This window comes from Psychrobacillus sp. Z16_25, from assembly GCF_056856695.1.
This window is the reverse complement of the sequence record NZ_JBXEOV010000004.1, coordinates 1-20,470: the sequence shown is the minus strand read 5'-3', so window position 1 is coordinate 20,470 and position 20,470 is coordinate 1. Positions and strand designations below refer to the sequence as shown.

General features: G+C 38.9%; 18 protein-coding genes. 10 read left to right on the top strand and 8 right to left on the bottom strand.

Going from position 1 to position 20,470, the window contains the following annotated elements; all coding sequences use genetic code 11:
- The first annotated feature begins 16 nt into the window (after positions 1-16).
- Complete coding sequence (locus AC1VU3_RS05980; protein WP_482983051.1) at positions 17-766, top strand: amino acid ABC transporter ATP-binding protein; 750 nt, start codon at positions 17-19, stop codon at positions 764-766.
- A gap of 422 nt (positions 767-1,188) precedes the next feature.
- Here AC1VU3_RS05980 and AC1VU3_RS05975 read toward each other — a convergent pair whose 3' ends face one another.
- A complete protein-coding gene (locus AC1VU3_RS05975; RefSeq protein ID WP_482983050.1) occupies positions 1,189-1,656 on the bottom strand; it encodes a nuclear transport factor 2 family protein in 468 nt (155 codons plus the stop codon).
- Between the two features lie 234 nt (positions 1,657-1,890).
- Between AC1VU3_RS05975 and AC1VU3_RS05970 the strand changes: the two genes are divergently transcribed.
- The gene (locus tag AC1VU3_RS05970; protein ID WP_482983049.1) at positions 1,891-2,496 is read left to right on the top strand and encodes a hypothetical protein; all 606 of its coding nucleotides are present in this window, start codon (positions 1,891-1,893) and stop codon (positions 2,494-2,496) included.
- A 109-nt stretch (positions 2,497-2,605) separates the two neighbouring features.
- Here the strand turns inward: AC1VU3_RS05970 and AC1VU3_RS05965 are convergent, their stop codons facing one another.
- Genes AC1VU3_RS05965 through AC1VU3_RS05950 form a run of 4 tightly spaced genes read right to left on the bottom strand, consistent with a single transcriptional unit; the run spans position 2,606 to position 6,490 of the window.
- Positions 2,606-3,397 carry an ABC transporter ATP-binding protein gene (locus AC1VU3_RS05965; protein WP_482983048.1) on the bottom strand — a complete coding sequence of 264 codons (792 nt, stop codon included), beginning with the start codon at positions 3,395-3,397 and terminating at the stop codon, positions 2,606-2,608.
- Entirely contained in the window at positions 3,397-4,428 is a 1,032-nt protein-coding gene (locus tag AC1VU3_RS05960) for a FecCD family ABC transporter permease (protein ID WP_480389851.1), read from the bottom strand. Before AC1VU3_RS05960 ends, AC1VU3_RS05965 begins: the two co-directional genes overlap by 1 nt.
- On the bottom strand, positions 4,425-5,456 hold the full coding sequence (locus AC1VU3_RS05955; RefSeq protein ID WP_482983047.1) for a FecCD family ABC transporter permease: 1,032 nt from the start codon (positions 5,454-5,456) through the stop codon (positions 4,425-4,427). Before AC1VU3_RS05955 ends, AC1VU3_RS05960 begins: the two co-directional genes overlap by 4 nt.
- Before the next feature lie 2 nt (positions 5,457-5,458).
- Positions 5,459-6,490 carry an iron-siderophore ABC transporter substrate-binding protein gene (locus tag AC1VU3_RS05950; RefSeq protein WP_482983046.1) on the bottom strand — a complete coding sequence of 344 codons (1,032 nt, stop codon included), beginning with the start codon at positions 6,488-6,490 and terminating at the stop codon, positions 5,459-5,461.
- Between the two features lie 371 nt (positions 6,491-6,861).
- On the opposite strand from AC1VU3_RS05950, the gene AC1VU3_RS05945 reads away from it, so the two are divergent.
- Positions 6,862-7,884, top strand: coding sequence for an NAD(P)/FAD-dependent oxidoreductase (locus AC1VU3_RS05945; RefSeq protein ID WP_482983045.1), 1,023 nt, complete (start codon positions 6,862-6,864; stop codon positions 7,882-7,884).
- Between the two features lie 272 nt (positions 7,885-8,156).
- On the opposite strand, the gene AC1VU3_RS05940 is transcribed toward AC1VU3_RS05945, so the two are convergent.
- The 3 genes from AC1VU3_RS05940 to AC1VU3_RS05930 form a co-directional block, all read right to left on the bottom strand.
- Positions 8,157-9,326, bottom strand: a complete 1,170-nt coding sequence (locus AC1VU3_RS05940; RefSeq protein ID WP_482983044.1) for an iron-containing alcohol dehydrogenase — start codon at positions 9,324-9,326, stop codon at positions 8,157-8,159.
- A complete protein-coding gene (locus AC1VU3_RS05935) occupies positions 9,327-10,751 on the bottom strand; it encodes an aldehyde dehydrogenase family protein (protein WP_482983043.1) in 1,425 nt (474 codons plus the stop codon).
- An 83-nt stretch (positions 10,752-10,834) separates the two neighbouring features.
- Positions 10,835-11,836: a LacI family DNA-binding transcriptional regulator gene (locus tag AC1VU3_RS05930; RefSeq protein WP_480389857.1), complete on the bottom strand. Its 1,002-nt coding sequence runs from the start codon at positions 11,834-11,836 to the stop codon at positions 10,835-10,837.
- 192 nt (positions 11,837-12,028) lie between these two features.
- Here AC1VU3_RS05930 and AC1VU3_RS05925 point away from each other — a divergent pair, with 192 nt between their 5' ends.
- The 7 genes from AC1VU3_RS05925 (at position 12,029) to AC1VU3_RS05895 (ending at position 19,886) form a co-directional block, all read left to right on the top strand.
- A complete protein-coding gene (locus AC1VU3_RS05925; RefSeq protein WP_482983042.1) occupies positions 12,029-12,805 on the top strand; it encodes an enoyl-CoA hydratase-related protein in 777 nt (258 codons plus the stop codon).
- 14 nt (positions 12,806-12,819) lie between these two features.
- Positions 12,820-14,115, top strand: a complete 1,296-nt coding sequence (locus AC1VU3_RS05920; protein WP_480389858.1) for a GntP family permease — start codon at positions 12,820-12,822, stop codon at positions 14,113-14,115.
- Between the two features lie 243 nt (positions 14,116-14,358).
- Positions 14,359-15,204, top strand: coding sequence for a 3-hydroxyacyl-CoA dehydrogenase family protein (locus tag AC1VU3_RS05915; protein WP_482983041.1), 846 nt, complete (start codon positions 14,359-14,361; stop codon positions 15,202-15,204).
- A 63-nt stretch (positions 15,205-15,267) separates the two neighbouring features.
- Positions 15,268-15,675: an acyl-CoA thioesterase gene (locus AC1VU3_RS05910; protein ID WP_480389860.1), complete on the top strand. Its 408-nt coding sequence runs from the start codon at positions 15,268-15,270 to the stop codon at positions 15,673-15,675.
- On the top strand, positions 15,668-16,447 hold the full coding sequence (locus AC1VU3_RS05905) for an enoyl-CoA hydratase/isomerase family protein (protein ID WP_480389861.1): 780 nt from the start codon (positions 15,668-15,670) through the stop codon (positions 16,445-16,447). The genes AC1VU3_RS05910 and AC1VU3_RS05905 overlap by 8 nt, the downstream gene beginning before the upstream one ends.
- A 9-nt stretch (positions 16,448-16,456) precedes the next feature.
- The gene (locus AC1VU3_RS05900; protein WP_482983040.1) at positions 16,457-18,067 is read left to right on the top strand and encodes an AMP-binding protein; all 1,611 of its coding nucleotides are present in this window, start codon (positions 16,457-16,459) and stop codon (positions 18,065-18,067) included.
- 541 nt (positions 18,068-18,608) lie between these two features.
- Positions 18,609-19,886: a hypothetical protein gene (locus AC1VU3_RS05895; protein WP_482983039.1), complete on the top strand. Its 1,278-nt coding sequence runs from the start codon at positions 18,609-18,611 to the stop codon at positions 19,884-19,886.
- Positions 19,887-20,470 lie beyond the last annotated feature (584 nt).

Below are 20,470 nucleotides of genomic sequence, written 5' to 3'. Positions count from 1 at the left end.
ATGATAGGAGATGTCTATGAGTATCATTCAAGTGAATCATTTGAAAAAAAGCTTTGGGACAAATGAGGTATTGAAAGGTATTGATTTAGCTGTCGAGAAAAGCGAAGTAGTTGTCATTATGGGACCAAGTGGCTCTGGGAAGTCGACCTTGCTACGCTGTTTAAATTTCTTAGAAGAGCCAACGGAGGGTGTTATTCGCATGGGGGAATTCCAAGTGGATACAGGTGGCAAAACAAATCGTAAACGAAAAAAAGAAATAAGAGAGCTTAGAAAGAAAACTGGATTTGTCTTTCAATCCTTTAATCTGTTTCCGCATAAAACAGCCATCGAAAATGTCATGGAGGGACCACTCGTCATACATGGGACCAAACAAGAAGAGGCTAGAATAATAGCGAAGGCACTGCTTACAAAAGTAGGGCTAGGAGACAGATGTGACTACTACCCAGCGCAGTTGTCAGGCGGTCAGCAGCAAAGGGTAGCCATCGCACGTTCGTTAGCATTAAACCCAATGGTCATGCTCTATGACGAGCCAACCTCTGCACTGGACCCAGAGCTTGTGAAGGAAGTGCTTCAGGTAATCAAGGACCTGGCACGTGAAGGGATGACCATGATTATCGTGACGCATGAAATGAGCTTTGCAAAGGACGTAGCAGATCGAGTCATTTTCATGGACAAGGGTGTAATCGTGGAAGAAGGAACATCAGAGGAAATCTTCCTTCACCCGAAAGAAGAAAGGACCAGGCAGTTCTTATCGATAGTTGAGTAGTTGGGGAGAGTTGTGTTTGTCCCTGTGTAAGAAATAATTTTTTATAAAAGATGTTTAAGCATCAAAGAGCAGGGTATACACATAATATAAGGCGGAACTACCGAAGGAAAGGACTGGTACACTATGAGTTACCATGTGAATCCGATGGAAGAATTGCACAGCCTTGGCGGAAAATTTGCTTTACTGACGAAGGGTACGCTCGTCGGGAACCGATATATTTAGGTTACGACAATTAGTATTTTTGTAAGTGGTAGAAAGTTTTTTGATAGAAGTGCAGCTTGATGGTTGACGGTTCCTTTTTAGACGAATTGTCAGTTTGATTTAATCTAGTTAACATTTGCGGATTTTCCGAGTATATTCCCTCTTTTGGGAAAGAAAAAAGCGTGGTCTTCTGAGACTGCGTTTTTTTCTTTTTCTCTTCATTAGTTATAATCCCAGAGAATCTTCCACTCATCTTCATCCAGTACGACATATACTTCCTGTAGAAAGCTAAACTTTCCGTATTTTCCTTTATAGGTTTGAATGACCGTAAATTTAGTTGCTTCCGCTATCGGTTCTCCTTCCTCCGTCATTTTCCAATTTTCTATTATCTGTGCGTCTCCAATTGAAAAGTCGAACGTATCCGTACCGAAATGGCCAACAAATACATGAAAGCGATCCGTCATAAAGGACGTCTTGCTCCATTTTTCTTTCATTAGCGGATGAAGCAGGTCCCACGATTCTGCAAAATTTCCTTCCTGTTCATACGTATAAAATGCTTCTACCACTTTTTCTGGTGTGTTTCTAGAAGAAAGCCAGTAATTCCAAAAGAATAGAATGACAGATACAACACAAAGGGATAGGAGTACAACGTATAAGAGGTTGTTGTGATTGCGCCTTTTTCTTAACATGATTCTCCCCTTTGTTTGTTTTCTATATGAAGAGGATATGATTTAAACAGATGTATTATCAAAAAGAACGAAAGCTTTCTAAGTAAGTTGATATATGAATTAAATACATTCGATGAACGGATATAAATTGGTCTAATAATCTATAAAAGGAATTTATTACAATAAATTCGACGTTTCAACAAAATATGCGTTAAAATGATAATAATAAAAATTTTATTCTGGAGGTCGGAAAGTTTGGCGAAAATACCAGTAAAATCAATCATCCATTTTACTAAGCAACATGGACCAAAAGTCGGTAAGTTTGTAATGGAAAATTGGAAATCAATATCAGATACAGGAAGTGCGATAAAGGATGCTGGTGCAAAAGTAAAAGAAATGAATAATAATAAAAAACAATCAAAAGAAGACAAAGGAAAAATTCCTTACAGAAAAGTCAGGTATATAGAGTATACAACCCAAATCTTAAGAAAATTAGACGACAAAAAAAGAAAGGAGTTGTTTGATTACAAATTCGAAGTAGAAAGTTTAATTGATCAGATAAAGAATGAAGAAAAGGAAGAAACAGTAGTAAAGAAAAAACTACATTCAAAGCGTATCAGTAATTGGAATAGCATTCTTATCCAGATTGAAGACAAAATTAAAAGAACGGATTATCAGGAATATATTCTGATGTATCACAATCCTAGCTATGAAAGTATTTATTTTGGAGGATATGATGGACAAGTTAAAAAGTTTAAAGAGTTAGTGGAAAATGGTAGTATAGAAGAAATTCATGAGTTCATCTCTAAAGCAACATTGAAAAGCAAGGATGACATTGAAAGAGATTTTATTGTTTTGTAAAATGTCCCTGTGTAAGGAACAATTCTGAGTTGTATGTGTCCCTGTGTAAGAAGCAATTCAAAAAGGAGCAGCACAGATGTCTTTTGGCATCCGTTTTGCTCCTTTTTTATTATTTATGATACCGACTAATCGGAAGGATGAGTGGTGTGTTGGAGATAGGGTCATTGATTACCCGACAGTCTAGGTTAAATGTTTGTTTCATTAGGCTGCTTGTGATGATCTCATTTGGGGTACCTTCGGCAATCAATTGGCCGTCTTTTATTGCGAATAAGTAATCTGCGTATCGGGCAGATAGGTTGATGTCGTGCAGGACCATGACGATGGTGGTGCCGTATTGTGTATTTAGGTCTTTCAGCAAGTCTAGGATTTCCACCTGGTAGGTGATGTCCAGATAGGTGGTTGGTTCATCTAAAAAGAGTATGTCGGTTTGTTGGGCTAGTGCCATGGCAATCCATACACGCTGACGCTGACCGCCAGATAGCTCATCGATGTGTCGGTCGGCAAGCTCGTTGATGTTCATCATATCAAGTGCATTGGCCACTGCCTCATAATCTTTTTTGGACCATCCTGCAAACATCGTTTGATGAGGGAAGCGCCCTCGACCTACTAGGTCTGCAACTGTGATGCCTTCTGGAACAATCGGGGACTGAGGCAAGAGTCCAACGGTACGTGCAAGCTGCTTGGACGGTATGGAATAAATGGATTGCTCATCAAGAAAGACATCTCCGTTCGTTGGCTTGAGTAAGCGTGCCATCGTTTTCAGCAACGTTGATTTTCCGCAGCCGTTGGAGCCGATTATAATGCTTATCTTCCCTTCCGGAATCGAAAGGTTTATATCCTGTAAGATAGGCTTTTGATCATAGCCAGATTGTAGATTTTTTGTGTGTAATGTATGGGCCATCACATATTCCCCTTTCGATTCATTTTAATAAGTAAGAAGATTAAGTACGGTGCTCCAATGATACCGGTAATGACACCGACAGGGTAGCGTACTGTAAAGGCAAATTGTCCGATTAAATCGGCGGCTAACACTAAAATCACACCGATCAGACCTGCTGGGATTAATGCGGAAAAGCCAACACCAACAATACGCCTAGCAATCGGACCTGCCAAAAAGGAAATAAAGGCAATCGGACCAGTGACCGCTGTGGCAAGCGCAATAACTAGTACGGCACATACGAGCAACACGACACGTACCCGATTCGTAGCAACACCTAAAGAGGTGGCAGCTTGTTCTCCAAGTTCTAACATCTCTAAATGATTCGCAAAATAAATGAAAATCGGCGTGCAGATCAGGAGCAACAGGAGGAGCGGTAAAATTGTTTCCATTTTCGCTCCGTTTAAGCTGCCGCTTAGCCAGCGTAGGGCAGTCGGTAAATCATGCGTTTTCGCCATAAGCAGTAAATAGTTGATAAAGGCATTTAACATAGCTTGGATACCGATCCCGATTAAGATTAATCGACCGATGGAAAAGCCTGTTCCGCGTGATAGCCCGTAAATGATAGCTACTGTTACTAAGCCGCCAGCCACAGCCGCAATCGAAATAACCGTATTGCTCGCATTCAGCACAACGATACAAAATACAGCTGCCGCGCTAGAACCAGTTGTAATGCCGATGACATTTGGATTGGCTAATGGGTTGCGCAGCATTGTTTGGAATATGTAGCCTCCCACACCGAATGCAAAACCAGCTAACAGACCAGCGAGCATACGCGGGAATCGGAGGGTTCCAACGGTAAAGCTTGCCCCTTTTATTTCCTCCCCTAACAGCACACCAATAACGTCACGCACTGGATAGATGGTGTTGCCTAGCATGAGCATAGCAAAGCACAATGCCAGGGCAATGGCAGTAAGTATTCCCGTTGTCCATAGATAACGATGCTTTCGTTTTGTTCTCGTATGTAGTATTGTTGTGTACGTTTTATTCATCATAAGCTTCGCATTTTCGCTTTCATTGTAATATAAATTAAAATTGGCGCCCCAATAAATGCAGTTAAAATCCCAACCTCTACCTCTGCAGGGCGAGCGATTAACCGTCCAGCCACGTCCGCAATCGTTAAAATAATGCCCCCAGAAAGTGCCGATAGGGGAATAACGAAGCGCAAATCAGGTCCAATGACTAATCGAATAAGATGAGTTGCTAGTAGACCAATAAAGCCAATTGGTCCCGCGAGTGCTGTAGCCGCACCGCAAAGCAGAACCCCGGCAAAGGCAGAAATCAAACGAATAGTACCCGTTTTGACACCAAGACCGGTTGCCACTTCATCTCCTAATGCCATCGCGTTTAGTGCGGGAGCGGTGAAGATGGCGATTACCACCCCAACGAGTAAGAAGGGGAGCAGCAGCTGTATGCTGTCCCATGTGCCAGCTCCGACACTTCCGACTTGCCAGAAGCGGAATTGATCCATGACATTCTGACGTGGAATGAGGATCGCTGTGACAAGGGAAGATAGAATGGCGCTTGTGGCAGCCCCGGCCAACACGAGTTTTAAAGGGGTCGCCCCGTTATAGCCCAACGAACCTATAGTAAACACAAAAATAGCAGTAAGGATTGCCCCTGCTATTGCTAACCATACATATTCATTTGGTGTACTGATATTAAAGAAGGCGATTCCACTGACTACGAATAGGGCAGCCCCCGTATTAACACCTAAAATACTTGGATCGGCAATTGGATTTCGTGTGACCGATTGCATGAGTGCCCCAGATACACCTAATGCTGCACCACACATAAAACTAAAAATCGTTCGCACAACACGTTGACGAACGACACTAGATTCATGGTCCATTAATTCTGGATGGAATAAACCATCCAGAATCGTAGACCACCCAATTGAACGAGAGCCAAATGCTAACGAAGCAAGAATCGAGATGACAAACAGCACGAGTAAAATGATTGTCAGCTTTCCTAAGTTTTTAGGAAGGAACGATTGCTTCGTTGCTTGATGGATTGGCTTCATGATTACTTAATATTTTCTGCTACGTCTGAGATTAAAGTTAAGTATTCGTCAATTGTATATTGAATAGAAAGTGGGTTAGGGTTACCAGCAGCAGCTAATGGTGTATTGTCTTCGATCACTACAACGTTACCAGCAGCGATAGCAGGCACCTTCCCTAAGATTGGATCAGCTTGCAATACAGCTAATGTATTATCATCACCATACATAATAAATAACTCTGTATCATTTAAAGCATCTGCGTTTTCTGCACTTAATTGAATATAGAAGCTGTCATCTGTAATGAATTCTTGGATTCCTTCAGGGTATTCCATCCCTAGGTCTGTTAAGAATTCACCACGTGGGTCAGCAGGCGTGTAGATGTAGAAGCTAGATAGGTCGGATGTGTTGAACATACCGAATGCAGCTTTTTTCCCTTTAATAACAGAGTATTCTTCCGCTTTCTCTGCAATTAATTTTTCTGTATCCTCGATTAATTGTTTACCTTCTTCTTCCATACCCATTCCTTTAGCGTTTAGTAAAACTTGGTCACGCCATGGAGTTACCCAAGGAGTCTCTTCATAAGGAACAACAGGAGCAATTTGGCTTAATGTGTCGTACTCTTCTTGAGTGATACCAGAGTATGCAGCAAGAATAACATCTGGATTGCTGTCTGCAATCGCTTCAAAATCTAAACCATCTGTGTCTTGGAATACATTTGGATTCTCTTCACCAAGTTCCTTTAACGCTTCAGCAGTCCAAGGTAATAATCCGGAATCGTCTTGGATACCGTAGTTAGCTGCTGAGAAACCAACTGGCACAACGCCTAATGCTAATGCCACATCATGGTTAGCCCAAGCAATAGTCGCCACACGCTCCGGTTTTTCTTCGATTACCGTTTCACCGAAAGCGTGTTCAATTGTAATAGGGAACTCGCTAGTTGTTTCTGTTTCGTTTGTATTTGTAGATTCTTCTGTCTTAGCGCTGTCATCGCCACCACAAGCAGCGAGTGTAAGCACCAGCATCGAAAGAATTAGTAAGAATAATGATTTTTTCATCGTAACTTCCTCACTTCATAATTTTTGATTAAATGATAAAGATTCTCATTATCACTCTCTGTCTCTATCATACGGATTTTTCGGCGGGTGTCAACGTTTTTTTGGTGGAATTGTATCTGTCCCTGTGTGAGAAAAGATTCAGAATTGTGTCTTTACCTGTGTGAGGATAGATTCAGAAATTTTTGCGTTCCTGGGTTACGATGGATTCTAAAATCTTTTTTGAGAATGTTTATCAATTAGATTGACTTTTAGGAGATTGTTGGGTAGTCTTAGTGAGAAATGTTCTCAATATGACCGGTGACAGAAATTTAGCTTATAAATTATTTCTATTTAATAGATGGTAGCCAAAAAATATAGATGGAGTGTTAGAGATGGAATTATATGATGTGACGATTATTGGTGGTGGACCTGCTGGCTTGTATAGTGCTTTTTATAGCGGAATGCGTGATATGAAGACAAAGATTATTGAATTCCATCCGTTTCTTGGTGGGAAGGTGAATACCTTTTTAGAAAAGGTGCTGTGGGATGTAGGGGGACAACCGCCAATCCTAGCAAAGGATTTTATTGATAATTTGGTTGCTCAAGCAAAGACATTTGAACCTACTATATGTTTAAGCCAAAAGGTTGAGCGTATTGATAAAGAGGAAGAGTATTTTGTGATTTCCACAAATACAGGTGAACAGCATTATTCCAAATCTGTTATTATCGCCATCGGAGGCGGCATCTACGAGCCGATTAAGTTAGAGCTAGAAGGCGCTGAAAAGTTTGAGATGACAAATCTACATTATACGATTAGTGGCATTCAGCGTTTTAAGGATAAAGAAGTGTTAATTTCCGGTGGAGGGAACGCGGCAATAGACTGGGCCGTAGAGCTTCTTCCAGTAGCCAAAAAATTAACGGTTATTTATCGAAGCGAGGAACTAAAGGCGCATGAAGCACAAGTGAAAAAGCTTGCAGCGCATGGAGTGGATATTCGTCTGAATACTGAAATGACAAAACTGATCTCCAATGAGAATAGAACTGCGATAGAACGTGTTGTGTTAAATGAAAATGAGTTGGAATATGAAATGAATGTACAAGAAGTACTTGTTTGTCATGGCTATAACCGAGAAGTATCATTAGACTTCTGCGATACTATTATGCCTGACCGTAACGAACATCAGCAGTTTAATAGCGAGGGGCAATGTAAAACATCTATTCCAGGCATTTATGCGGTAGGGGATATTGTTGCCTATGCTGATAAGGTGTATCTATTGGTTGGAACATTTAGCGACGCCGTCCTTGCTGTTAATAGTGCGAAGAAATATCTTGAGCCAGATGCTACAAGCTATGCAATGGTTTCTTCTCATAACGAGAAGTTCGAGGAGCGGAATAGAGAAGTATTGACTGTGTAGGTGTCCCTGTGTCAGACACAATTCTGAAAAAAGGCTACAATTTGATATGTAAGTACAAGAAAATGCCTTTCCGACTTTTTCGGAAAGGCATTTTCTTGTATAGAGATTTTCAACCCGTCAAAATATACTCACTATAGAAGAAGTGAATTGAAAGAACACCCCTGAATTCTGTTAGGCTGGGGAGTTGTGTCTGTCCCTGTGTCAGACACAATTCTGAATGTTTCTTTCTCGGGGTCAGACACAACAATAATCATCTACTTCCAAGTTATTATTTAAGTGGATTGTTGGCCTTGATACGCTGCTTCATAAATATGAAAAATATCTTTTTCTGACAAGGGCATTGGCGATCTTGCTAGTAGCCTTTTTTGAAGTAGTGCGTTTTGGGTTAAAGCTTGTAAGTCGGATTCTGCGATGTTGAATTCCTGTAGGGTAATTGGTATTTCAATATCTTTTATTAAACGGATTAGTTCTTCCACGCATTTTAGAGAAGCTTCTTCTTCTGAAAGCTGAATTGGATTAAAGCCCATAGCAGCATAAATATCTGTCATTCGTTTTTTACAGCTCATGCGTATATGGTCCATCACATAAGGGAGCAGCACTGCGTTTGATTCACCGTGGGAAATATGGAATTGCCCTCCTAGTGGATAGGCCAATGCATGGACTCCAGCTACGCCGGCATTATAAAATGCAAGTCCTGCTAAATAACTTCCGTAGCTTAAGTCAGTACGTGCTTGAACATTTGTGCCATCCCAAACGGCTTTTCTGAGAGATTTACTGATTAATTGAATAGCGTTTATTGCTAAAGCATCTGTAATAGGATTTGAATGTAAGGAAACGTATGCTTCAATAGCATGGGTAAGGGCATCTACACCAGTGGCTGCGGTTATTCTTGGTGGTAAAGAAAGTGTTAGCTCAGGATCGACTATTGCCACATCTGCTAGAAGATAATCGTGCGTTATCACATCTTTGGTTGTTTCCAATGCTAATACACTAATATTCGTTACCTCTGATCCTGTACCTGATGTAGTAGGAATTAAAATTTTTGGTAGGCCTTTATTTTGAAGTTGCTTGGTACCTGTTAAATTTAAATAGTCTTTGACAGACCCGTCCTGAGTAGCAAGTACAGCGGCAACTTTCGCTAAATCTAATGCACTACCTCCCCCAATGCCAATTATCAACTCTGCCTTGTTCTCACGTGTAAAAGTAACGAGTTCTTCACCCAACGCTAAAGTAGGTTCAGGAGCCACTTTCGAATAAATACTTATTTCGATGTTGGTGTCCAGTTGCTTGATGATTTTATCCACGATTCCAAACTCCACTAGAAAGGGGTCAGCTATCACCAATACTTTTTTTACGTGGAAGAATTGTACTTCCTCGTTTAAAAATTGAGTGGAACCCCATCCAACATGATTTTTACTTACAAAGCTTATTTTATCCGACATTTAAAACACCTCATTCCATACGATAAGTTTCATCTCGGTCATTTCTTTAATTGCATATTTTACACCTTCACGACCAGTTCCACTGTCCTTTACCCCACCGTAAGGCATCTGGTCAACTCTAAATGTAGGAACGTCATTAATAATTACTCCACCAACATGCAATTTTTTGGAGGCGGCAAAGGCACTTGAAAGATTGTTAGTAAAAATAGCAGCTTGAAGGCCATAAACAGAGTTGTTAATTTCGGCAATGCCTTCTTCAATCGATGAAATTTTATTAATTATAACTACTGGTGCAAAGGCTTCTTGGCAAGATATTTGTGCATAATGGGGAACATCTAATAATATAGTGGGTTGTAAAGAATTATTCACAATTTCTCCGCCATATTCGATTGTTGCACCCATTTTAATTGCTTCATCAATCCAAGTCTTCGCTCTTTCTGTCTCTTTAGTCGTAATCATTGAGGAAATATCCGTATCTATATCTAGTGGGTTTCCAATTATTAATGAGGAAGTGAAAGCCTTCATTTCACTAATAAATGCCTGATAGCTGTCTTCCATTACATATATTCTTTGTAATGAGATGCATATTTGTCCTTGATTAGAAAATGCCCCGGTCACACATTTTTGTGCTATAGCTTTTAGGTCGGTACCATTGTCTATGATACAGCCAGCATTTGAGCCTAATTCAAGTGCTACTTTTTTTAGACCAGCCTTGTTCTTTATTGATTTCCCGACAGTAGGACTACCTGTGAATGTAATCATATTAATATCATCATGAAGAACTAAGTGATCACCAATTTGAGAGCCACTTCCTGTTAGAACTTGAAAAGCGCCTTTAGGTAAATCTGTATGATGAATAATTTCCGCTAAAAATAGTGCGGACAGTGGTGTCTGGGATGCAGGCTTTAAAATTACTGTATTTCCAGCTGCGATAGCGGGACCTACTTTATGCGCAACTAAATTTTGTGGAAAATTAAACGGTGTAATCGCTGCAACAGTTCCAATTGGATTAAGCAGTGTATAGGCTAGTTTATTTGCTCCGTTTTTGGCAGCATCCATTGGCACTAGCTCTCCAGTAAGCCTTTTTGCTTCTTCAGCAGCGAAACGATAGGTTTCTATCGTCCTCTCCATCTCGGCCAATGCAAATTTCAGTGGTTTTGCAGCTTCATTAGCTATTATTATTGCACCTTCATTTTTTCTTTTTTCAAGCTGTTGACAAATTTGTAATAGAATTTGTGATTTTTGCAACGAAGTAAGAGATTGCATTATTTCTTCCGTTTGCTTCGCCGCTTTTATTGCTTCATCAATTTGTTCCGGTGTAGCAACAGGAATTTCTGCTAATAGCTCATTTTGATAGGGAGAATATAAAGTTGTATAGTTTGTGGCTTCTACCCAATTCCCATTAATGTATAACGATTTTTTCATACCCTCATCATCCTTGTTTGTATAGTTTGTAAACGCCAAGAATGTATACGTATACATTTTTAATTTAAAGAAAAACACAGGGATTATTTTGCCCGCTGTGTTGTCTTCCTTACAAAAAGTTTAACAGGCTCTGTTATTCGAACGCAACTACTATTTTCTTCTTCAATCATAGTTATGAGTTCTCTAACAGCAATATACCCTAAGTTTTTCTTGAATTTGCTGCCGATAGTAGTTAGCTCGACCATGCCATGCTGACTGATTTCCACATTATCAATACCCATAATACTAAGCTCTTCTGGTATTAGAATATTCGATTTCTTCGCAATATCAATCAAATCCAATGCGATGGAATCAGTAGCTGCACATATAGCGGTAGGAGGGGTCCGAAGATGAATTAAATGAAAAAAAGCTTCTTCTATATCATTCTTTGTCACTACATTATTTATCAGGTATTGTGAATTTATTTCATGGTCCGATTTTTTCATTGCAGCAATAAATCCTTCATATCGATTCTTGAAGGTAGTCACATTTAGCTGTCCACCAATCCATGCAATATGTTTATGATCTAGTTCTTTCATATGTTGAAAGCTGAGTTCGCCGGCATGAAAATTATCAATTTCAACAAAATTTTCGTTTGATTTATGTTTTCTGTTATATGTAATAAAGGGAAGGTTTAGTCGCTTTAATTTATCAAAGATAGGATCTTCCTCAAGGATACAGGATAATATTATTCCATCATTCTTTTGTTCTAATGCATTTGCATAAGCTTTTTCTAGGTTATTATCATGAACAAACTGTACTTGAACACGGTAGTCAACCTTACTTGCATAATTTACAATCGCACTTGTCGTATCAACAAAAAAAGGATTATGTAATGGGCCAGATAATAACATGATGGTCCCAATTCTATTTCTCACAAGGGATCTAGCATTTGCATTAGGAATATAATTCAATTCTTCAATTGCTTGCTGAACCTTCAATACCGTTTCTTTTTTTACTACTTCTGGGGAATTTAAAACCCTGGAAACAGTGGCTTGGGAAACCCCAGCTCGTTTTGCTACATCTTTTGAACTTACCAAATTCACACCTCCATCATTACTCAACTAATATTCTATAGCTGGTTTAAAATTAATGCAAAAAACAAGAAGAAGCAATTCTTTTTTACTAACTATATAGATAGAAATGTATATTGACAGAATGTTCTAATGATTTTATAGTGATTATGTAAACGCTCATCACAAAATGTATACGTATACAGAGGGAGGAGGGGGAATGGTATGTATCAATTACTCAATGTTCAAATGCTAGGACAAACAGCTGTTATTGAAATCAATAATCCGCCGGTAAATGCTTTGGGTAATAATTTAGCGGATGAATTATTAAGGTGCTTTCAAGAATTTTCTGATGACTCATCTGTACATGTAGTTATCTTGCGTGGATTAGGTGACAAATATTTTATTGCAGGTGCTGATATTAAGGAATTCCCAAAATGGATTGAATCAGCTGGTCCTGAAGAAAGTGTAATCAAGAATCATTACGTTATTAATTATATTGAAAATTTCCCTAAACCCACTATCGCTTTTCTTAATGGAATGACATTGGGAGGGGGGTTAGAAGTGGCAATGGCCTTTGACCTTCGTTATGCTGAGGAGCATACAAAATTAGGGGTTCCGGAGATTAACCTTGGTATTTTTCCTGGAGCTGGAGGAACACAACGCCTCACAAGGTTAATCGGAAAGGCAAGGGCACTTGAAATGATGTACACTGGTTCGCCAATTACTGCTGAGAAGGCGCTTGAATATGGTCTTGTGAACGATATTTTCAAAACTGGCGAAGGGTTTGCGATGGTTTTAAATAAAGCACAAGAAATCTCGGAGAAATCCTTACAGGCACATAAGAGTATAAAAGAAGCTGTATTATTCGGTGAAAAGAATACGTTTGAGGCTGCCATTGAACAAGAAAAGAAATTATTTGTAGATATCTTTCAGCACCCAGATTCAAAGGAAGGGATAAAAGCTTTTATTGAAAAGAGAAAGCCAACTTTTAAAAGATAATTGGAGGAGTGTTCATGAACGTCGTTTTGCTGTTAATCGGTTTAGCATTATTAATTTTTATGACATTTCAAGGCGTTAATATTATTGTAAGTGCACTCTTAGCCAGCGTATTTGTCGCATTAGTTTCTGGGCTCGATGTAGTAGAAGCGATGACAGGCACCTATATGCAAGGATTTACAGGATATTTTGCTTCTTATTTTCTCATTTTCTTGCTTGGTGCGATTTTCGGTAAGATCATGGCTGATACAGGGGCAGCTGAGTCGATTGCCAGATGGATTATGAGAATTATTGGTCCAAAAGGGGCGATTATGGCTGTGGTCTTAGCCTGTGCCATTATGACATATGGTGGCGTCTCTCTCTTCGTTGTTGGATTCGCTGTTTATCCAATCGCAGTTTCGTTATTCAAAACAGCTAATTTACCTCGTCGATTTATTCCAGCCGCATTAGTTTTTGGGTCCGTGACATTTACCATGTATTTACCAGGTTCACCTGAAATTCAAAATATTATGCCTACAGAATTTTTCGGAACTACTCCATACTCTGGATTGGGCGTTGGTCTAGTAGTAGGATTATTTACTTTTGTGGCAGGCTCCTATTGGTTATATTGGATGGTTAATCGTGCTAAAAAGCGTGGTGAAGGCTTTGTAACATATGAATCTGATAAGGATCTTGAACAAGATGAGAAGAAGCTTCCAAGTATCGTTCAAGCTCTATTACCAGTACTCGTTGTAATCGGTGGTATGATCACATATTCACAATATTTTATTGCGAATACAGCCACTATTTTTTCCTTGCTTACTGCAATCATTGTAGCTTTAGTTATTATGTTTAAACATCTTTCTAAATTTTGGGATGTGATGGGGAAAGGTGCTAATGATGCAATAATAGCCGTGTGTAATACCTCAGCTGTAATTGCTTTTGGTAAAGTTGCTGCAATGACTACAGGGTTTACTCAGGTTGTTGATACAGTCCTACAAATCCCAGGTCCTCCTTTATTAAGTATGGCAATTTGTATTAATTTAATTGCAGGATTAACTGGTTCGGCATCGGGTGGCTTAGGTATTGCGCTCCCAATTTTATCGCCAATTTATTTAAATATGGGGATTGATCCTGGAGCACTTCACCGTGTATCTGTAATGTCCTCTGACGGACTTGCATCCCTACCACATAATGGGTATGTAGTAACCACGATTAGGAATATTTCGAAAGAAACATTTAAAACAGCTTATTTACCAGTTGCCTGTATGGCAGTTGTATTAACCCAAATATCCACTATTATCGCCATTATATTGTTCACCTTACTGGGATAAAAGGACTGCTGGTAGTTTACTTACACGAAGACTAGTTGCAAGTATCATATGAACAAGAAGTTATGGTTACTACAAATAGAAGGATATAATAGGAGAATTTTTGAGAAATCGGTACAAGATTGTTAGAAAACTAAGAAGAGGTCATATTTAAAAAAGGTTTTGTTTAACCTTTGGTACTCAGAGTTAGAGGCGCACAAGGAGTTTCATTAGTTATAAAAAATGTAGCACAGGAGGGAGCTTTATATGATTAGTCAAGTATTGGTTGTTGGTGCCGGATTAATGGGAAGTGGTATTGCTCAAGTTATTGCATTATCAGGGACTCCAGTGATTTTAGTGGATCGTACAGAAAATGATCTTGAACGAGGAAAGCAAAATATTAAAAAAAGTATAAGTTCGATGTTAAAAAGAGAAAAATATACCCGCCAAGACGAACTTCAAATTCACCAGAACATTCAGTACTCCACCAATTTGGAGGAAGCTAGAGAAGTAGATTTAGTAATAGAAGCAATACCTGAAAACATGGATTTGAAAAAGGAAATGTTTAAAAAACTTGATTTATACATTCAACCAAATGCTATTCTTGCAAGCAATACATCCTCATTATCGATTGCTGAAATCGGTTCTGTTACAAGCCGTCCTGATCGTGTAATTGGCATGCATTTCTTTAGCCCGGTCCCATTAATGAGCTTGCTCGAAATTGTGAAATCATTGTCTACATCCAATGAAGTTTTAGAGATGATAAAGCATTTCGGGGGGAAAATTAATAAAAAAATAGTTGTTGCGCAAGATTATCCAGGTTTCATTGTAAATAGAATTTTATTACCAATGATGAATGAAGCTGCATTTTTAGTAATGGAAGGGACGCCCGCTGAGGAAGTGGATAATGCGATGAAGTTAGGAGCAAATCATCCAATTGGTCCACTGAAGCTAGCAGATGAATGTGGTTTAGATACTACATTACATGCGCTAGAAACACTATATACTGATTTCGCTGATTCAAAATATCGACCATGCCCACTTCTAAGAAAATATGTTGAAAGTGGAAAGCTAGGTAGAAAAAGCGGTGAAGGATTCTATAAATACACATGAAATAAGAAACAAACAATTTAACAATAACCGAACCACAATTATAGACTAAAGGTTGTGATATAAATGTTCGAAACAATCATTCAACCCCGTGTTTCTGAAACAGATGGGGTAGGACATATTAATAATACTACTATACCAGTTTGGTTAGAGGCTGGAAGAAATGAGTTATTCAAGGTTTTTAATCCGGAAGATGATTTTCAAAATTGGCGAATGGTGATTGTCAAAAGCTGTGTTGAGTATAAAGCGCAAATATATTTTGGAAAAGAAGTACGGATTAAATGCTGGATTAAGCGCATCGGGAATGCGAGTTTAGAATTATATGAAGAAATCTGGCAAAGTGATAAAAAATGCATTACAGCCTCTACCATTTATGTAAATTTCAATTCAGAGCGGCAGTGTAGCGAACCAATTAACGAAGAAATAAAAAGAATCTTAGAAGGTCATATGATGAAGGAGGTAGAATGTGAGTAAACAAGTTATTTATGCTAAAGAAGCTGGAATTGCGACAATTACATTAAATAGACCGGATGCGTTAAATGCCCTCAATAACGATATGATTGCAGACATTTTATCTTCTTTAAAGGATGCTGGAAAAGATGATTTAGTGCGAGTGGTTATAGTGAAAGGGAATGGGCGTGCTTTCTGCTCAGGCGATGATCTTGTGGATATGGGTACTACAGCTAATCCCAATCCAAGTGATAAATTAAAAGAATACTATGAGGGTTATCCTAAAATCGTCCTTGCAATGAAGGAGTTAGAAAAACCAATTATTGTGGTTGTTCATAAATATGCTCTCGGAGCTGGCTTTGAAATTGCTTTAGCTGCTGACTTTATAATAGCGAGTGAAGAATCGAAGTTTGGTCTTCCTTTCGTTCTACGTGGTTTTGCTTCAGGTACCTACTTATTACAACAGCATATAGGCTATCATCAAGCAGCGAAATATTTGTATTTAGGAGAAATGCTTGATAGTGAGACAGCCTTTAAATTGGGATTAATTTATGAAGTAACGTCTCTAGAGAACCTTGAAGAAAGTGTTCAGCAATTAGCGGATAAACTCGCAAGAGGTGCTACGAAAGCGATTGGTCTTATGAAAAAAGCTATGCACTCTTCAGCAGGGATGGATTATGAGCAGGCATTTAAATTGCAGACATTATCTACGCTTGCTTCTTATCATTCCGAAGACCATAAGGAAGGAATACAAGCATTTGTAGAAAAAAGAGAGCCGAAATTTACTGGAAAGTGAGGGATTACTATGGGTAACAATTTGAAAAACAAACCGATTGATCAATATATTACAGAGTACTCCAGCTCCAATCCATCTAAAACTGCTATTAATTTTTACGGGAAGGAAATTTCTTATCAAGAGCTGAATGATGACATTACTAAATTTGCAAGCTATCTACAGAGTATTAATGTTCAAAAAGGCGATACGGTAGCGCTATACCTACAGAACTCCCCACAATATATCATTGCATTTTATGCAGCTCAGCGTATCGGAGCTATAGTTGGGCCCTGTAATCCGATGTTTAAAGAATGGGAGCTACATTATCAACTAACAGATTTACAAGCAAAGGTATTTATAACTTCTCCTGATCTTTACCCAACTTTTTTAAATATGGAAGAGCAAACACAGGTCCAATATACAATATTGATTAATTATCAAGACTATTTGCCGGATAAACCATATCCGAATTTTCCAGAAAAGATTGATTCCACTATTTTTGAAGGCACTGTTACCTGGAAGGATATTATGAAAAATAGTGAGTTTGAGAATGCTAACAATTCGGTCGAAATCGATATGACGGAAGATGTAGGGTTGATTGTTTATACTTCTGGTACCACAGGGGCTCCTAAAGGGGCGATGTTAACGTATAAGAATTCAGAATATCAGGCAACGGCGGTTGCTAGAAACTTTCATTTCCGTGAAGAAGATAAAATTATTAGTATTATGCCCATTTTCCACATTGCTGGGAAGCTGGTGGGGATGATGAGTCCATTCATTACGGGGTCTACGATAATTTTACTTACACGCTTTGATCCTAAGGGCTATCTACAAGCTTTAGAAAGATATAAAGCGACAATTTTATATACAACTACACCGATGAACATACAAATGATGAATGAGGAAAAGATGAAAAACACAGATTTCTCTTCATTAAACTTAAATATTGTTACGAGCTTTGGAATTCAATTAACGAAGGAAATTTCTGATGAGTGGGAAAAATACACGGGTATACCACTTATGGAATTCGCATATGGCATGAGCGAAACTCATACAGGGAATACACTAACACCACCAAATCAAATTAAGTATGGCGCCAATGGTAAGGCACCTGAAGGTACAGAGTTAAAGATTGTAAACATAGATAACTATGCAGAGGAACTGCCTATAAACGAACAAGGGATGATTTTAGTAAAAGGGCCAAGTGTATTTAAAGGATATAAAGGAAGAGAGGAAGAAACGAAAAATTCATTTTTCGATGGCTACTTTGTAACTGGCGATATGGGAGTTATGGACGAAGATGGATTTTTGTACTTTCTAGGTAGAGCAAAAGAAATGATTAAGTGTTCTGGCTATAGCGTTTACCCGGAAGAGGTAGAAAAGATGCTTGCGAAAAATGAAAAGATTAGTGAAGTGGCTGTAATTGGTGTCCTGGATGCCATGCGAGGTGAATCAGTAAAGGCATTTATTGTTTTAAAGCCAGGTGCAATAGCCACCGAAGAAGAAATAATCAGCTGGGCCAAAGAAAGAATGTCCGCTTATAAATATCCAAGAGAAGTCGAATTCATAGAAAGTGTCCCAAAAACTAACTCCGGTAAGCTACTACGCCGCCTGTTACGTAAAGATCCTGAGAAAGTTTAGAAATGGGTGTGTTCCTTCGTAAGACAAATTCTGAATATTTTCTATAGAAAGGATGTTTAAGTACCTTGTGGCAGGGTATATGTATAGTACAAGGCGGAACTACCGAAGGAAAGGACTGGTAAACATGAGTTACCATACGAATCCGATGGAAGAATTGCACAGCCTTGGCGGGAAATTTGCTTTACTGACGAAGGGCACGCTCGTCGGGAACCGATATATTTAGGTTACGATACAGTGTAGTTTTGTAAGTGAAAGAAAGTTTTTTGAAGAAAGTGCATCTTGATGGTTGACGGTTCCTTTTAGACAAATTGTCAGTTTTGATTTAACGAAGTAACAACGCAAATTTTCCGAGTGTGTTCCCTTTTAGGGAAAGAAAAACGTAGTCCTCTTAGGGCTACGTTTTTTCTGTGCTCCCGCGAGACAATTGTTATAGTTTCTATAAATATTCTGAAATTTTGTTAAATAATAAGTGAAACATTACATGTAAAATGATACAATATTTGTAAAAACAATAAAATGTTAACTAGAGGGAGGCTACTGGATGTCATGGGAACGAGAGCTAGGATGCCAGCTCGAAAAATGGCAGTCAACGTTAGAGAGAAAGTCAGACATTTATCTTCAGAAAGAAGTAAGAAAGTTATCTAAGATTATGGAAGATTTGCAAAGGATGGATCTGTCTAAAGGGGAATTAATCGACCATAATATGGTGCAGCAGGTTTTCGAGAGACTTTTTGAACACTTTCAACTGGTTGATCGTTATATCTTTTCTAGTAAGAAAAAGCTTCCCTTGTCTTTATATAAGTATTGTACAAACCAAGTCATACATAAAAAGCTTCCTCTTTTTCAAGAGGAATTAAAAGAAAAAATAGAAGAACAACAGAAATTAAAGAGACAAATGGACATAATTGAGCAATCCTTTGTTCATTCCTTTCATGACATAGAAGAAGCAAACACTTTCGTAGAGACCATAGTGAAAAATCATCATTTCTACTATGAGCAATTTACTTTATTTGAAGCATGGAAACACCTCCTATATAAGCCGTATAAAAATCTGCAGACTTTCGCTGTTGAGATAGAGGAACAGATGGATGACTTAATTGCCGAGTATACAAGTATTACGAAAGCATGGGGTTCATTAACAGCAAGAGAGCTTCAAAAGAAGACACTATTAAGAGATTTTGCTAGCAGGCAGGATAATTATAATGAAGCTAGAGAGAAGCTAAAGGACTCTTTTGATGTATATTTGTCTATGCAAGCGTTGCAAAAGGAATATTTTGAAGGGTACTTTTCTGTAGTCAGAGAGTACTTGCTTGAATATTATCAATCTTTAATAGAGGAAAGCATGGATGTAGAGGAAAGATGGAGCGGAAGATTAACCAAGATAAAAAGAGAATTACTTAGTATCCCGTTCGTAAATTTACTAGGTATTTCTAGTCTGGAAAAGTTTATGCATGCCTTTCAGTCAACTTTCGACTCATTTTTTCAGTCCTCCTACAAGGAGTTAGAGGCAATCCCTGCTTATCAGAAAACAAAAAATCTAGCAGCAGAATTAGCTGCCTCATTATCTCTTCCTTCTACTAAAGAATACTTTGAGGCAAAAGGCAAGGTAAAACAAATGCTGGGTGAAAGAAAGAGAGCCTTTGTTTCCTATCAGTTACACGACCGAAAATTATGTCCACAGTCTTTGTTTAGGATGGAAGAGCGCTTTTTAAAATCTGGTATCTTCGGGATTGACAGTAGAATTCAAAAGCTTGCTTTACTTTCTAAAGACATGGAGAAACAAATTGGATTAGCGAGAGATGAAAAGGCGTTTATTTAAATAAATAAAACCTTGGCAATTGGAGATATTGCTGAAGGACTCAAGTTTGCGTGCCATATAGGTACGTTTTTTTATTTGTTTTAAATGGAAAGCAGCTACCGCCCGGTTATGGGGGGGCTACTGCTCGAAAGGTGATTGCTAGTGCGCGGTTTTAGGTGTCTATCGATCGAAAAAGAGGGTCTATCGCGCGATGGGAGAGAGCACCTTGAAGTATCGTGCGGAATGGGAAGTCTACCGCTCGATAAACGATTGCTACTGCGCGGTTTTAGGTGTCTATCAATCGAAAAAGAGGGTCTATCGCGCGATGGGAGAGAGCACATTGAGGTATCGTGCGGAACCGGGGGTCTACCGCTCGATAAATGATTGCTAGTGCGCGGTTTTAGGTGTCTATCGATCGAAAAAGAGGGTCTATCGCGCGATGGGAGAGAGCACCTTGAAGTATCGTGCGGAACGGGGAGTCTACCGCTCGATAAATGATTGCTACTGCGCGGTTTTAGGTGTCTATCAATCGAAAAAGAGGGTCTATCGCGCGATGGGAGAGAGCACCTTGAAGTATCGTGCGGAACGGGGAGTCTACCGCTCGA